Source organism: Pseudomonas emilianonis (assembly GCF_023072625.1).
In the GTDB taxonomy this organism is placed as follows: Bacteria; Pseudomonadota; Gammaproteobacteria; order Pseudomonadales; family Pseudomonadaceae; genus Aquipseudomonas; species Aquipseudomonas paraveronii.
The window spans coordinates 1-14,761 of the sequence record NZ_JAKNRV010000105.1 but is presented as its reverse complement, the minus strand read 5'-3'; the positions used below and the strand labels follow the sequence as shown (position 1 = coordinate 14,761).

At 59.7% G+C, this 14,761-nt stretch carries 14 protein-coding genes and 3 pseudogenes; 11 read left to right on the top strand and 6 right to left on the bottom strand.

All coding sequences use genetic code 11. The features are described from left to right. Positions 1-136 (bottom strand): annotated as a pseudogene (locus L9Z73_RS13190) (tRNA threonylcarbamoyladenosine dehydratase); the annotation flags it as partial. Between L9Z73_RS13190 and argJ the strand changes: the two are divergent. Next, positions 120-968: pseudogene (gene argJ, locus L9Z73_RS13185) on the top strand (bifunctional glutamate N-acetyltransferase/amino-acid acetyltransferase ArgJ); the annotation flags it as partial. The pseudogenes L9Z73_RS13190 and argJ overlap by 17 nt on opposite strands. 19 nt (positions 969-987) lie before the next feature. Then, on the top strand, positions 988-1,932 hold the full coding sequence (locus L9Z73_RS13180; RefSeq protein ID WP_247401634.1) for a Nudix family hydrolase: 945 nt from the start codon (positions 988-990) through the stop codon (positions 1,930-1,932). A 120-nt stretch (positions 1,933-2,052) separates the two neighbouring features. Here the strand turns inward: L9Z73_RS13180 and L9Z73_RS13175 are convergent, their stop codons facing one another. The 3 genes from L9Z73_RS13175 to L9Z73_RS13165 are packed head-to-tail and all read right to left on the bottom strand — an operon-like array spanning position 2,053 to position 5,634. Continuing rightward, the gene (locus L9Z73_RS13175; RefSeq protein ID WP_247401633.1) at positions 2,053-2,631 is read right to left on the bottom strand and encodes a cob(I)yrinic acid a,c-diamide adenosyltransferase; all 579 of its coding nucleotides are present in this window, start codon (positions 2,629-2,631) and stop codon (positions 2,053-2,055) included. Between the two features lie 2 nt (positions 2,632-2,633). Then, positions 2,634-4,670, bottom strand: a complete 2,037-nt coding sequence (locus tag L9Z73_RS13170; RefSeq protein WP_247401632.1) for a sensor histidine kinase — start codon at positions 4,668-4,670, stop codon at positions 2,634-2,636. Positions 4,671-4,716: 46 nt separating this feature from the next. After that, positions 4,717-5,634: a putative 2-dehydropantoate 2-reductase gene (locus tag L9Z73_RS13165; RefSeq protein WP_247401631.1), complete on the bottom strand. Its 918-nt coding sequence runs from the start codon at positions 5,632-5,634 to the stop codon at positions 4,717-4,719. 123 nt (positions 5,635-5,757) lie between these two features. Between L9Z73_RS13165 and L9Z73_RS13160 the strand changes: the two genes are divergently transcribed. Both L9Z73_RS13160 and L9Z73_RS13155 read left to right on the top strand, forming a co-directional pair. Then, complete coding sequence (locus L9Z73_RS13160) at positions 5,758-6,243, top strand: YajQ family cyclic di-GMP-binding protein (protein ID WP_247401629.1); 486 nt, start codon at positions 5,758-5,760, stop codon at positions 6,241-6,243. A gap of 135 nt (positions 6,244-6,378) precedes the next feature. Next, complete coding sequence (locus tag L9Z73_RS13155) at positions 6,379-7,221, top strand: mechanosensitive ion channel family protein (RefSeq protein WP_247401626.1); 843 nt, start codon at positions 6,379-6,381, stop codon at positions 7,219-7,221. Between the two features lie 191 nt (positions 7,222-7,412). On the opposite strand, the gene L9Z73_RS13150 is transcribed toward L9Z73_RS13155, so the two are convergent. Then, positions 7,413-8,711 (bottom strand): OprD family porin, encoded by a 1,299-nt coding sequence (locus L9Z73_RS13150; RefSeq protein ID WP_247401624.1) that lies wholly within the window; start codon positions 8,709-8,711, stop codon positions 7,413-7,415. A gap of 742 nt (positions 8,712-9,453) precedes the next feature. Here L9Z73_RS13150 and L9Z73_RS13145 point away from each other — a divergent pair. Next, the gene (locus tag L9Z73_RS13145; RefSeq protein WP_247401622.1) at positions 9,454-9,879 is read left to right on the top strand and encodes an HIT domain-containing protein; all 426 of its coding nucleotides are present in this window, start codon (positions 9,454-9,456) and stop codon (positions 9,877-9,879) included. A gap of 3 nt (positions 9,880-9,882) precedes the next feature. Further along, complete coding sequence (locus L9Z73_RS13140) at positions 9,883-10,089, top strand: SlyX family protein (RefSeq protein ID WP_247401620.1); 207 nt, start codon at positions 9,883-9,885, stop codon at positions 10,087-10,089. Between the two features lie 71 nt (positions 10,090-10,160). On the opposite strand, the gene L9Z73_RS31210 is transcribed toward L9Z73_RS13140, so the two are convergent. After that, positions 10,161-10,763 carry a cold-shock protein gene (locus tag L9Z73_RS31210; RefSeq protein ID WP_276194623.1) on the bottom strand — a complete coding sequence of 201 codons (603 nt, stop codon included), beginning with the start codon at positions 10,761-10,763 and terminating at the stop codon, positions 10,161-10,163. Between the two features lie 426 nt (positions 10,764-11,189). On the opposite strand from L9Z73_RS31210, the gene L9Z73_RS13130 reads away from it, so the two are divergent. The 5 genes and pseudogenes from L9Z73_RS13130 to L9Z73_RS13110 form a co-directional block, all read left to right on the top strand. Beyond that, complete coding sequence (locus L9Z73_RS13130) at positions 11,190-11,663, top strand: Dps family protein (RefSeq protein WP_104902566.1); 474 nt, start codon at positions 11,190-11,192, stop codon at positions 11,661-11,663. A gap of 181 nt (positions 11,664-11,844) precedes the next feature. Continuing rightward, positions 11,845-12,186: a ribbon-helix-helix domain-containing protein gene (locus tag L9Z73_RS13125; protein WP_247401619.1), complete on the top strand. Its 342-nt coding sequence runs from the start codon at positions 11,845-11,847 to the stop codon at positions 12,184-12,186. A gap of 182 nt (positions 12,187-12,368) precedes the next feature. After that, positions 12,369-12,590 carry an FmdB family zinc ribbon protein gene (locus L9Z73_RS13120; protein ID WP_100938824.1) on the top strand — a complete coding sequence of 74 codons (222 nt, stop codon included), beginning with the start codon at positions 12,369-12,371 and terminating at the stop codon, positions 12,588-12,590. A gap of 109 nt (positions 12,591-12,699) precedes the next feature. Next, complete coding sequence (gene aspS, locus L9Z73_RS13115) at positions 12,700-14,475, top strand: aspartate--tRNA ligase (protein WP_247401618.1); 1,776 nt, start codon at positions 12,700-12,702, stop codon at positions 14,473-14,475. Between the two features lie 135 nt (positions 14,476-14,610). Next, positions 14,611-14,761, top strand: a pseudogene (locus L9Z73_RS13110) (YebC/PmpR family DNA-binding transcriptional regulator); the annotation flags it as partial.

Sequence of the window (14,761 nt, the reverse complement as noted above, 5' to 3'; positions counted from 1 at the left end):
TGGCCGTCACCATCATCACCGCGCCAAACCCGCCGGCGCAGTCCAGCTTTACCCCGTCGCCAACAAAACTCTTCTGCAAACAGATGCTGCCGTCCGGCTTCGGATAGCGCAGTTGCTCGGTGGAAAAAATCGAAGGTGCCCTGCAAGCCGCGCTGGATGACCTGTCTGTGGATAACTGGGCGGCCGCCGCCACTGGCATCATGACCACCGACACCCTGCCAAAAGGCGCGAGCCGCCAGTTCGTGCACGACGGCGTCACCGTCACCGTGACCGGTATCAGCAAGGGCGCGGGCATGATCCGTCCGAACATGGCCACCATGCTCGGCTATATCGCTACCGACGCCAAAGTCTCCCGCGATGTGCTGCACAGCCTGATCCTGGACGGCGCCAACAAGTCGTTCAACCGCATCACCATCGATGGCGACACCTCGACCAACGACTGCTGCATGCTGATCGCCACCGGCCAGGCCAACCTGCCCGAAATCACCGAGGCCAGCGGCCCGCTGTTCGCCGCGTTGAAGCAAGCGGTGTTCGAAGTGTGCATGGACGTGGCCCAGGCCATCGTGCGTGACGGCGAGGGCGCCACCAAGTTCGTCACGGTTGAAGTCAACGGCGGCGGCAACCACCAGGAATGCCTGGATGTCGGTTACACCGTGGCTCACTCGCCGCTGATCAAGACCGCGCTGTTCGCCTCCGACCCGAACTGGGGCCGTATCCTCGCTGCCGTCGGCCGTGCCGGTGTGCCGGACCTGGACGTGAGCAAGATCGACGTGTTCCTCGGTGACGTGTGCATCGCCAGCCGTGGCGCCCGCGCCGAGAGCTATACCGAAGCCCAGGGTTCGGCGGTGATGCAGCAGGAAGAAATCACCATCCGCATCGAGCTCGGTCGCGGCGAGTGCAGCGAAACCATCTGGACCACGGACCTGTCCCACGAGTACGTGAAGATCAATGCGGAATACCGTACCTGAAGCCCGGAGGATAAGCGCGGTGAAACGAGTGCATGTAGCAGCAGCGGTGATCCGCGGCGTCGACGGCAGAATCCTGCTGGCGCGCCGTGCCGATACCCAGCATCAGGGCGGCCTCTGGGAATTTCCCGGCGGCAAGGTGGAGGCCCAAGAGTCGGTCGCCACTGCGCTGTCCCGCGAGTTGCAGGAAGAGCTGGGTATCCAGGTCACCACGGCGCGGCCGCTGATCAAGGTGCGGCATGACTATCCGGACAAGCAGGTGTTGCTGGATGTCTGGGAAGTCTCGGCTTTTACCGGCGAGCCCCATGGTGCCGAAGGGCAGCCGCTGGAGTGGGTGGTCCCTCGGGACTTGCTCAACTATGAGTTCCCTGCAGCCAATGCGCCGATCGTTGCCGCCGCACGGTTGCCCGGTGACTACCTGATCACTCCGGGTGAGCTGGAAACCGCGCCGCTGTTGTGCGGTATCCGGAAAGCCATCGCGGGCGGTATCAAACTGGTTCAACTGCGCGCGCCGAACGGTTACGACCCCAAGTACCGTGACCTGGCGGTAGACGCCGTGGGCCTGTGTGCTGGCAAGGCGCAGTTGATGCTCAAGGGGCCGTTCGAATGGCTGGGGGATTTTCCTGCAGCCGGTTGGCACATGACGTCGGCGCAACTGCGCAAATACGCAAGCAAGGGCCGACCGCTGCCGAAGGATCGCTGGTTGGCGGCGTCCTGCCATAACGCTGAGGAACTGGCGCTGGCGGAAATGATGGACGTGGATTTTGTCACGCTGTCGCCGGTGCAGCCGACCCAGACCCATCCCGATGCCCAGCCGTTGGGTTGGGAGCAGGCGGCCGCGTTGATCCGTGGGTTCAGCAAGCCGGTGTATCTGTTGGGTGGGGTTGGGCCGGCTGAGCGCGAGCAGGCGTGGGAAGCTGGGGCTCAAGGCGTGGCAGGGATTCGGGCGTTTTGGCCGCAAGATTGAGGTAGCGTTTGCTGGCCTCATCGCGGGCAAGCCCCCTCCCACATTGGAAGGTGTTCACAAATCCAAATGTGGGAGTGGGCTTGCCCGCGATGGCGCCAGACCAGACACCTGATAATCAGTTCAGTGGGGTTTGGCCGCCGCCTGCCACAACACCTCCGCCACCCCCTGGCGCTTGGCAATCACCCGCGCCGCCACAAACAGCAAATCCGATAGCCGGTTGATATACGCCAAACCCACCCCTTCCAACGGTTCAACCGCATTCAGGTGCTGGCAGCGTCGCTCCGCACTGCGCGCCGCGCTACGGCATACGTGGGCCTGGGCGATCAGCGCTGAGCCACCGGGCAAGATGAAATTCTCCAGGGGGCCGACCTCTTCGTTCCAGCGATCAATCGCCGCCTCCAGCCGATTCACCTCCGCCGCATTCAGCGCCTTGTAAACCGGCATCGCCAGCTCCCCGCCCAGGTCGAACAGACGATGCTGGCAAGGCGTCAGCACTTCGATCACATCCTTCAGGTGCGGATGCTTGCCGCTTTGCTCTTCAAGGCCGGCCAGCAGCAAACCCAGCTGACTGTTCAGGGTGTCGACTTCGCCGATGGCCTCCACCCGTGGGTGGTCCTTGGGCACGCGGCGGCCGTCGCCGAGGCCGGTTTCGCCCTGGTCGCCGGTACGGGTGTAAATCTTCGACAGGCGAAAGCCCATGGTCAGTGCTCCAGTTGGGTAAGTTCAGCGGGGGACAATTGGCTGCCAGCCAGGGGCAGGCGCAAGGTAAAGCAGGTGCCTTGGCCCAGGGTGGAATGCACTTCCATCTGCCCTTTGTGGTTGTTGGTGATGATGAAGTACGACACCGACAGCCCCAGCCCGGTGCCCTGGCCGATTTCCTTGGTGGTGAAGAATGGCTCGAAGGTACGTTTACGCACGTTCTCGCTCATGCCGATGCCGTTGTCTTCGACTTGTATCTCCGCCCAGGGCGGGTTGAGGCGGGTGCGCAGGATGATGCGCCCCGGCTCGCGGTCGTCTTCGCGCTGATGAATGGCCTGCGCCGCATTTTTCAGCAGGTTGAGCAGCACTTGTTCCAACTCGTTGGCGGTGCCCGGCACCGGGCCGAGCTGCGGGTCGAACTGGCGGATGATCGCCTGGCCTTTGAAATCGAAGCCGATGGCCAGGTCAAAGTCGTTGCCGGCGATTTCCACCGCTTGGTCGATCAACGCCGGCAAATCACAAGGGGCCATCTGCCGGTTGCTGAGGCGACTGAAACTGAGCATGTGGGTAACGATTTTCGCCGCCCGTGCGCCGGCCTGCTGGATACCGTCGAGCAATTGCGGGACTTCGCGGCTTTGCAGGTAGCGGTTGACCGTCTGCAGTTCGATGCCCACCTGTTCGGCGTGTTCCTGGTTCTTGGGCAGGTCGGGGGACAGGCGGCGGCGGATGTTCTGCACGTTATGCAGGATCGCCCCCAGTGGGTTGTTGATTTCATGGGCCATGCCTGCGGCAAGGCCGCCGACGGAGAGCATTTTCTCCGACTGCACCATCATTTCTTCCAGGGACAGGCGCTGGGTGATGTCATCGATCCGGATCACCACACCGCGCCCGGCGCCGCCCATCAGCGGATAGAACGTCAGGGCGTAATGCTTGGGCTCATCGTCCTTGACCCAGGTGACGCGCTCGATGCGTTCCACCGTGTGTTGCTCGACCGTGGCCTTGATCTGCGGCAGGTAGGGCTTGAGCGGTTGGAAGGCGAGGAAGATCGGCTGGTTCAGCGCTTCATCCAGCCGCGTGCCGGAAAGCGCAGTGGCTTCCTGGTTCCACTGGGTGACATAGAGTTGTTCATCCAGGGCGATCAGCGCCGAGGGCATCGAGTCGATAATGCTGTTCAGATAGTTCTGGAAACCGGTGAGCTTTTTCTCGATCTTGCTGCGAACCTGGACTTCCAGCTCCAGCTTGCGGTTGGTATGACGGGTCTCTTCGGCCAGACCCTGTGCCTGGTCGTAAGCCGCCTGAGCCTCATCGCGCGCCCGCTTGAGCTGCTGCTCGCGGGCCTCGATACGCGACAACATGGTGTTGAAGGCCTCTGCCAGGCTGCCGATTTCGTCACGGTTTCCACGGCCGGCGCGCAGTGCGTAGTTCTCTTCGCGGGTGACCTGGCGCGAGAGCTCTTCCAGCTCATGGATCGGCCGGGTGATCAGGCGTTTGATCTGCCGGGCGATGACCAGCCACAGCAGCACGCTGAAAATCAGGATGCCCAAGCTGGCTGTCAACGTGCCGGTGTAGAACGCCACCGGCAACTCACTGCTGGCGACCAGCAGTAAATGCCCGGAAGGCTGGCCGGGGCGGGGCAGGGTGATGACCTGGTTGCTGCGAAACTCGGTGACGCGCCAGGCCTCGATATGCCGGTAGTTGTCCGGCAGATGCAAGCGGTCGCCGTGTTGCATCTGCGCCAGGCGGTTGCCCTCCGCGTCGTACAACGCGGCGGCGCGCAGCGGCGAATAGCTGGTCAGCTCATTGAGCAGGGCGTCGGCCTTGTCGGGCGACTCAAGGGCTTCGGCGGCGAGCGCCGGGTTGGACACCAGTCGACCGATCGCCTGCAGCGCCTGGGGCGCCATGCTCTCCTGGGAAATCCAGTAGGCGGCACTGATAAAAGTCAGGTTGGCCACCAGCAAGACGGTGGTCAGCAGCACCAACAGGGCGGCCAGCAGTTTCTGCCCTACCGGTAGGTTTTCAAGACGCTGGCGCAGTGGCATCAGGGGTTTCACAGGTAATAGACGAGTAGGCAGGGTAGCGCGTGCCTCAGTCGCTGGGCAATCCGCGTGCAATCAGTTGGTCGACGAGGCGCGTCTGCACCTGTTGCAGATGCGGCAGCGTCAACCGGTGCCGAGCAGCGGCCCTGCAGGCATAGCCCAGCAGGTAGCTGATTTCGGTGCGCCGCGCACTGGCCACGTCCTGGAACATCGAGGAGTAATTGGCCGCCGTGGCCTGGATCACCCGTTCCACTTCCGTGTGCAGGTCCTGCGCTGCTGCTGGCTGGCCGCAGCATTCCAGCAACTCGGCCAGTTCGGCGCATAGGGTCGCGACTTCACACTGATGGGCTTGCAGGCCGCCATTGTGGCATTGGTACAGCACGGTCAGCGGGTTGATGGCGCAATTGAGTGCGAGCTTGCGCCACAGGCGCGTAAGAATGTCGCTGCTCCATTCGTGAGGAATGCCCGCGGCGCACAAGTCGTCCAACCACAGCGGGGCAGTGGGGTGACTGGCGTCCCCCAGCCAGGTGTAGCCGTGGCCGGCAAACACCACGCGCCAATCGCCGTCGCGAAATGCGCCTTCGGTGCTCGAGGCAAAAATGCAGCGGGCATGAGGTAACTGCGCGGCGACGGCGTCCTGGCTGCCCAGGCCGTTTTGCAGCAGGATCAATTCGGCGCCCGGTGCGAGACGCGGTTGCAGTTGTGCGACTGCGCTTTGAGCGTCGTAGGCTTTGCACGCCACCAGTAAGCGATGAATCGGCTCGGGGCTGTCGGGCGTTTCGCCGAGTACCGGGTAAGTGTGCGCTACGCCGTGCTCCACCAGGGTCAGCCCACTGGCTGTCTGATAGCTGGCCAGGCGTGCCGCATCACGCAGGATCAGCTTCACCGGCACGCCGGCACGGGCAAGGCGGGTGGCCCACAGCGTGCCAAGGCTGCCGGCGCCGAGAATATGCCAGGTGGTCGACATCAGTTTGTGCTCCGTAGGGTCGCTCACAGCGAATAGGGCGAAAGAACCGCTATAATGCTCCGGCATTTTAGCTTGGGCGCGCTCCATCTCTACTGAGCCCGCCCCTTATATTGGAGAAATGACATGCCTTCGTTCGACGTGGTATCCGAACTGGACAAACACGAAGTCACCAACGCCGTCGAGAACGCCGTCAAGGAGCTGGACCGTCGCTATGACTTGAAAGGCAAGGGCAGTTTCGAATTCAAGGAAAAGGAACTGACCGTCAACCTGACCGCTGAAGCCGATTTCCAACTGGAAGCGATGATCGAGATCCTCAAGCTGGCCCTGGTCAAGCGCAAGATCGACGCACAGTGCCTTGAAGTCAAGGACGCCTACGCTTCCGGCAAGTTGATGAAGCAGGAGGCCGTCCTCAAGGAAGGCATCGACAAGGAGCTGGCGAAGAAGATCGTGGCCCATATCAAGGATGCCAAGCTGAAAGTCCAGGCCGCCATTCAGGGTGAACAGGTGCGCGTCACCGGCAAGAAGCGTGATGACCTGCAAGAGGCCATCGCGTCCCTGCGCGCCAAGACCTTCGACATGCCGCTGCAGTTCAATAACTTCCGCGACTGATGGCATTTTGGGGAACCTGAGGACGTTTTTGACGTCCCACGCCCCAGAAACCGCGCCTCACATTGAGCCCTTCCGGGCTCAATTGCGTAATGGGCACTCAATAACGCCGCACACCCGGTAAACAGGAGCATGTAGATGGATTTAAACGCTGAAGTGGATCACCTGATCAAGACCTCCCAGTCGTGGATCCCGATGATCATGGAGTATGGCAGCCGGGTATTGCTGGCAATGATTACGCTGGCTGTCGGCTGGTGGCTGATCAACCGACTGACCCACAGAGTGGGGCGCTTGCTGGCCATCCGTAATGCGGACCTGGCGCTGCAGCACTTCATCACCAGCCTGGCGAACATCGTGCTGAAAGTCATGCTGATCGTCAGCGTGGCCTCGATGATCGGCGTGGAAACCACCTCGTTCGTCGCCGCTATCGGTGCCGCGACCCTGGCCATCGGCCTGGCCTTGCAAGGCAGCCTCGCCAACTTCGCCGGCGGCGTGCTGATTCTGTTGTTCCGGCCGTTCCGCATCGGTGACTGGATCGAAGCCCAGGGTACTTCCGGTACTGTCGACAGTATCCAGATCTTCCACACCGTGCTGCGTACCGGTGACAACAAGACTGTGATTGTGCCGAACGGCATCTTGTCCAACGGCATCATCACCAACACCAACCGTCAGCCTACCCGCAAGGTGGTGTTTGATGTGGGTGTGGACTACGAGGCCGACCTGCAGAAAGCCCGCGAAGTGCTGCTGGAACTGGCGAAAGACCCACGGGTATTGGCTGACCCGGCTGCGGTGGCGGTGGTTTCGACCCTGGGCGACAGTTCGATCACAGTGTCTTTGCGCTGCTGGACCAAGACGGCGGATTATTGGGATGTCGTGTTCATGCTCAATGAACTGGCGCGGGATCGCTTGAAAGCGTCGGGGATCGATATTCCATTTCCGCAGCGGGTTATTCGCGTGATGCAGGAAACAGCGGCGAAGTAATGAAAGGCATTTGCACTTAACTTGGCTGATAGGACAGGTTAAGTGCGCGAGCGTTAATGTCGTTAGTTAGCTTGCTAGTTATTTTACTGCTGAAATAACACTGCAATAAAAAAGCCGCTCCCTTGCATGCAAGGGAGCGGCTTTTCATTTAAGGCCGAAGCCTTAAGTCATCGTTGTAATCGAACGGGCAATTACAAGATGTTCAGCGGGTATTGCGCGATCAGACGCAGCTCGTCGATAGACGCCGAACCGTAGTACACACCGTCAGACGAACGATAGGTGGCTTGACGGACGCGCAGGCTCAGGTCTTTTGCTGGGCCGCTCTGGATCACGTATTTGGCTTCGATGTCGCGTTCCCACTCTTTGCCGTTCGAGGTCACGGCGGTCTGGGCGCCGCTACCGGTTACGTAACGAGTCATGAAGCTCAGGCCAGGAATGCCGAAGGTCGCCATGTTGATGTCGTAACGAGCCTGGTAGGACTTTTCGCCTTCGGCGTTGAAGTCGGAACGGGCAATGGAGTTGGCCAGGAAAATCGTGCCGCCGCCGTCTACGCCGTAGCCGTAGTCGCCGTCGCCGGTAACCTTCTGGGCTGCCAGGGTGAAGGTGTGAGCGCCGATGGTGTACGCACCTTGCAAGCTGAATGCACGGTTATCAAGCTTGGTGGTTTTGTCGTAGTAGGCGCGTTGCTTGCCTTCACCATCACTTTTCGTGTCGTAGATGTTGAAGTCCAGCGCGAAGGACTGATCTTCGCTCAGCGCATGGGTCCAGTTCAGGTTGCTGTAGTATTTACGGAAGTAATCTTCGGTTTTCGCGTAGTACAGGCTACCGGTGAACTCTGGGGTGAAGGAGTAGACGCCACCGACAAAGTCGGTTTTCGTCAGACCCAGGCTGTCATGGTAGGTCTGGTTCTGCGCTACGCTGGAGGTGAAGTGACCGCCTTCCAGTTTCAGGCCCTTGATCTCGTTACTGGTGATCGAGATACCTTGCGGCAGCTCCGGCAGCAAACGGCTGTCGTCGGAAGCGTACACAGGGGCGGTGGTGTACTGGTCGCCGATTTTCAGAACAGTGTCGGAGAGGCGGAACTTAACCGCGGCGCCGCCTTTGGAGTAATCGTCTTGCGAGCGACCATCGGAACCGCTTGGGAACAGGCCGGTACCGGCGCGACCCTTGCCGCTGTCGAGCTTAACGCCCAGCAGACCGATCACGTCAACACCAACACCGATGGTGCCTTGAGTGAAGCCCGATTGGTACAGGGCGTTGAAGCCTAGACCGGTTTCTTCGGCGCGGCTCTTGTTCTTGCCGTTGACTTTATCGTAGCCACCCAGTTGCTCATTGCGGAAGTCGCGGCTGAAATACAGCGCACGGGTATTAATACCGAAAGTGCTGTCTTCAACAAAGCCCTTGGAATCATCCTGGGCGGACGCCATTGCGAACTGCGAGGTGCCTGCTGAAACAGCGAGGGCGATCATGCTCCACTTCATCACGCGCATCGTGATTTGCTCCTTTGGTTTTAGGAAGAGTACTGCCGTCCCACCTGTATTTTTATCTGGGCGGCTCTTTCTTTTTTGTGTCAGCGCAAAGTTATATCACGCTGACTCTAATGACGATACTTACCCATCTTTCCTTTCAGCTTCTTTACGAGGCTGTCGTAAATTGCTAGATCCGTGTCGCAAATTCACAGTCCGAATGCAACCGGACTGACAACTTCAATGCTCTTTTCAAACCCCTTTCATAGTTTGAATGCGTCCTTGTTCCGCATTGACCCGCTGCTGTTCTTATCGCGAAACACCCGCTTCCTGAAGGGTGCCGTTGCCGACGATGTGGGTGTGAATGCAACAAGCGCGCCCAAACCGGTAACTGAATGTCATTTTTTCGTGAAAAACCTTGCTGCACTGTAAAAAGCGCATAAGCACGGGCTTCTTACGCCGTTTGGTTTGCTCTTGACGGCCATGCATTCCCTTGCTCCTGTGGTGCATGAATCCTGTACCTGAGAGAAACGTTACCGATTCACCCTCATGAGTGGGTACTTGGCGGATCTATTTGATGCACGGGTGGGTCATTTTGGTGCATCCCGGTGAGGCCCGAGTTAGCGTAGCTCAATTATTCGCCTGCCTCGAAAAAGGGCAGGTTTTTTATCGGGATGCGCGCTGGCTTCTGCATTCGAAGTGAAGCCGCAAGCGTTCGAAGGTATGCTGGGCCCCAGAATCTGACCTGCCGAACGGAGTGCCCGCGGTGTTCGCCTTAGATCAACGCCTGCAACAAGACACACTGGCCATCGGGGACTTCCCGTTGTGCCGCCTGCTGCTGTCCAATGACTCGAATTACCCCTGGTACATTCTGGTGCCGCGTATCAACGGTATCAGCGAAGTGTTTCAACTGGGTGTCGCAGATCAACAGAAGCTGTGGGAAGAAACCACGGCCCTGGCGCAATTGCTCAACGAAGGCTTAATGGCCGATAAGATGAACATCGGCGCGCTGGGGAATGTTGTCAGTCAGTTGCATGTGCATGTGATCGTGCGCAAACGCGACGACATTGCCTGGCCTGCGCCAGTCTGGGGCAAGCACCCGGCGCGACCGTATACAGAAGAACAAGTGGCTGCCATTCGTGCGCGGTTGCGCGAGCTATTGCCTGCCGACTTCATCTTTACCCAGGACTGAACCATGGATCTGCAAGACCGCGTGACCGACCTGGAAAGCCGCCTGGCCTTTCAGGACGACACCATCGAAACCCTCAACGATATTCTGGTCACCCAGCAGCGGGCGGTCGAACGCCTGCAACTGCAGATGACTGCGCTGCTCAAGCGCCAGGAAGAAATGGGCAGCCAGTTCGAGTCGTCCGAAGAAGAAGCGCCGCCGCCTCACTATTAATAGCCGCGCCATAAAAAAACCGCGATCCAGCCTACGCCGGATCGCGGTTTTTTTTACTGCTTAGCCTGGAATCAGCGACGCGGCAAGGCGGCGATCACGTCTTCGGCTTGCAGGCCTTTGTCGCGGTTCATGACGGAGAATTCCACACGCTGGCCTTCGACCAGAACGCGATGGCCTTCGCCACGGATGGCCCGGAAGTGGACGAAGATATCGTCGCCCGAATCGCGGGAAATAAAGCCGAAGCCTTTGGACGTGTTGAACCACTTGACGGTCCCGGTATCCCGATTGGTCATGTCGTAGTTTTGCGACGCGGCCGTAGGGGACGAACGGTAGAAGCTGATGGCCAGGTGAAGAACGATGGCGACCAGCGCAATCACCAGGCTGAGCAGGATGGCCGGGTGGCCACCGACTTCAGGCATGGGTGCCAGGAGGGTGAGGGTTTGTACGACAACAGTCAGCACCAGCAGCGCGCTGACCAGGTTTTGCAGTTGATGACGCGTGCCTTTGTTCCAGTAAGGAATCACTGGCGCCAGCGTCAGGTTGAGAAGGCCGAACAAGGCCAGGTACAGAGCGTCATGTTGTTGCAGGTAAGGCAGGCTTTCAGGCTGCAGGCTCGGGATAAAGGACAGCAGCAAAGCTGCAACGCCCGTTAGCAGGTGGACGATTTTCAACATTTTGATTAACTCACGTTAAGACGGATCACAAGGAAGAGCTGACTGGCACGGTTCGCTTCTGAACAATGGGAGGCGTTGAGCACGTGCGCGGGTATCAGCCTATGCGCTGGCCGAAGAAAATAACGACAGCGACACGCTGCCTATTTAACAGCAAAGGCTGTGCCTACTCAAATCAAGCATTTCCGGGCGTTGCAAGGGGGCAGGGCATTTCTGCGTCAAACGCTTGTCCTAGACAGTTGCAGGCGTTTTGCCTGCTGTCGGGAAACTTCCTACAGCGCCCAAAGCCTTCACCGTCGCGGGCCAGCAAGGCCTAGCAGGGCGATTTGCCGCGCGTGCCTCGGCGTGTTGAGCTGCACACGCTGGTTACTCTTGCTAGAGTGGTCCGGCACCTGGTCAATGAATGCTGTTCAATTGAAGGGGATAAACATGGCAATCGATATCGGTATCAGTGAAGAAGATCGCAAATCCATCGTCGATGGGCTTTCGCGTCTGCTTTCCGATACCTATGTACTGTACCTGAAGACCCACAATTTCCACTGGAACGTCACGGGCCCCATGTTTCGCACGCTGCACTTGATGTTCGAAGAGCAGTACAACGAACTGGCGCTGGCGGTGGACCTGATAGCCGAGCGAATTCGTGCCCTGGGCTTCCCGGCGCCGGGTGCCTATTCGATCTATGCGCGTCTGTCTTCGATCAAGGAAGAAGAGGGCGTGCCCAGCGCTGAAGAGATGATCAAACAGTTGGTGGCGGGCCAGGAGGCGGTTACGCGCACCGCGCGCGGCATTTTCCCACTGCTCGACAAGGTCAGCGATGAACCGACGGCCGACCTGTTGACCCAGCGTATGCAAGTTCACGAAAAAACCGCGTGGATGCTGCGTTCCCTGCTCGAAAGCAAGTAGACGTCGACCCCGGGTGGCGCCGTCCTGGCGCCGCTCGCTTGTTTCTCCGTGTTTCCTAGCGTTGTCCTACGACTATCAACTCCCCGTCTTCTGGCTGCCCCCGTCTTCCTGCTGTTTGATAGGCCCACCGTCCAATGGGAGAAACCCATGGACCGCTGTTTGGCAATGGAGTGTCAGCTGTATGTCACGTGGAGTGGGTAGTAGAGTGATGGAGACCTGTGGTTTTCAAAAGATAAACGTCGATCCCTTTGTCAAAGGGTTCGATATGGGGCTGGCGCGGCCGCTGTCCCGATCGGTAAGGCTCAATGGGTTTTCCACTTGCCTGCGGCTGGAACAGATCTACTGGAATATCCTCACGGAAATAGCCAGGCTCAATGCCTGTTCAGTCAGTGCGTTGTTGTCTTATGTCGATCGGGAAGTGCATTTGCGCTATGGCGGCGTGAAGAACTTCAGCGGACTGGTCCGGGTGGTGTGCGTGGTTCACGTATTGAAAGGCCGTGCTTGCCTGTCAAACCCTGAGTAATCCGGAGGTTCCGGGGCCGGCCCAACGTGCACGCGGGCCGGGCCTCGGGCAGAAAGCCGGCTGCGCTGCCTCGATTTACCAGATATAATCCCGCGCTTTGCTGCTGCCAGCGCTTTCTGCGCAGTGCCCTCTGTCCGGAGGCAGGCGCGGCACAGTAACGATCTGATCGCCGAGACATCTCCATGCCCATGTACGACTATCAATGCGCTTCCTGTGGTCATCAGTTGGAAGCCATCCAGAAGATCAGCGACGCGCCGCTGGTCGATTGCCCCGCCTGCCAGGCGCCGCAGCTTAAAAAGATGTTGTCCATGCCGGGCTTCCGCCTGAGCGGCAGCGGCTGGTACGAGACCGACTTCAAGACCGGCTCGAAGAAGAATCTGGCGGGCGGCGACAAAGCAGACTGAGTTGAACTCTACGCGCAGGCTCCTGCATTATCCGTCCCATGACTTATGTGCGGTGACTGAGGCCAAGCCTGCCACCGAATTTCGAATTACGAGAAGTGAAACCACTACCATGATGCGCAGCCATTATTGCGGCCAACTGAACGAGACCCTGGAAGGTCAGGAAATCACCCTTTGCGGATGGGTTCACCGTCGCCGCGACCACGGCGGGGTGATCTTCCTCGATATCCGTGATCGTGATGGTCTGGCCCAGGTGGTGTTCGACCCGGACCGCGCCGAGAGCTTCGCCGCCGCCGACCGCGTGCGCAGCGAATACGTGGTGAAGATCACCGGCAAGGTACGCCTGCGTCCGGCCGGTGCGGTGAACCCGAACATGGCTTCTGGCGCGATCGAAGTGCTGGGCTACGAACTGGAAGTGCTGAACGAGTCGGAAACCCCGCCGTTCCCACTGAACGAATACTCCGATGTTGGCGAAGAAACCCGCCTGCGCTATCGCTTCCTGGACCTGCGTCGCCCGGAAATGGCCGAGAAGCTGCGTCTGCGTTCGCGCATGACCACCAGCATCCGCCGCTTCCTCGATGAAAACGGCTTCCTCGACGTCGAAACCCCGATCCTCACCCGTGCCACTCCGGAAGGCGCGCGCGACTATCTGGTGCCGAGCCGTACCCACGCCGGCAGCTTCTTCGCCCTGCCGCAATCGCCGCAGCTGTTCAAGCAACTGCTGATGGTGGCCGGCTTCGACCGTTACTACCAGATCGCCAAGTGCTTCCGTGACGAAGACCTGCGTGCTGATCGCCAGCCTGAATTCACCCAGATCGACATCGAGACCAGCTTCCTCGATGAAAAAGAGATCATGGGCATCACCGAACAAATGATCCGCAACCTGTTCAAGGAAGTGCTGGACCTGGAATTCGGCGAATTCCCGCACATGACCTTCGAAGAAGCCATGCGCCGCTACGGTTCCGACAAGCCAGACCTGCGTAACCCGCTGGAACTGGTGGACGTGGCCGACCAGCTCAAGGATGTCGACTTCAAGGTGTTCAGCGGCCCGGCCAACGACCCGAAATGCCGCATCGCCGCCCTGCGCGTGCCTGGCGGCGCGAGCATGCCGCGCAAGCAGATCGACGACTACACCAAGTTCGTCGGCATCTACGGTGCCAAGGGCCTGGCGTACATCAAGGTCAACGAGCGCGCCAAGGGCGTTGAAGGCCTGCAGTCGCCGATCGTGAAAAACATCCCGGAAGCCAACCTCAATGTGATCCTCGATCGCGTGGGCGCGGTCGACGGTGACATCGTGTTCTTCGGCGCCGACAAGGCCAAGATCGTCAGCGAAGCCCTGGGCGCGCTGCGGATCAAGCTGGGCCACGACCTGGAGCTGCTGACTTGCAAGTGGGCTCCGATGTGGGTTGTCGACTTCCCGATGTTCGAAGAGAGCGACGACGGCAGCTTCAGCGCCTTGCACCACCCGTTCACCGCGCCGAAGTGCTCGCCTGAAGAGCTCGAAGCCAACCCGGCGGGCGCTCTGTCCCGCGCCTACGACATGGTCTTGAACGGCACCGAGTTGGGTGGCGGTTCGATCCGTATCCACCGCAAGGAAATGCAGCAAGCGGTATTCCGTCTGCTGGGCATCAACGAAGCGGAACAGGAAGAGAAATTCGGCTTCCTGCTCGACGCCCTGAAGTACGGCGCACCGCCCCACGGCGGCCTGGCCTTCGGCCTGGACCGTCTGGTGATGCTGATGACCGGCGCGCAGTCGATCCGCGAAGTGATCGCCTTCCCGAAAACCCAGAGCGCTGCGGACGTCATGACCCAGGCCCCGGGTGTCGTGGATGCCAAGGCACTGCGCGAGCTGCATATTCGCCTGCGCGAGGCGCCGAAGGCTGAGTAAGGCCGCTGCGTGAAAGCGCGATAAGGTTTTACGCAGTCAAAAAGGCGCATCTTCGGATGCGCCTTTGCGTTACAAGGGTTGTATCCCGCCTGGGGCGGGATTGATAAGGTTTCTAGAGAATTTCGGAGTTGTGTTATGGCTGGCCATTCCAAGTGGGCGAACATCAAGCACCGCAAAGAGCGTCAGGATGCCAAGAAAGGCAAGATTTTCACCAAGTGGATTCGCGAACTGACCGTCGCCGCCCGCCAAGGCGGCGGTGACCCGGGCTCCAACCCGCGTCTGCGCC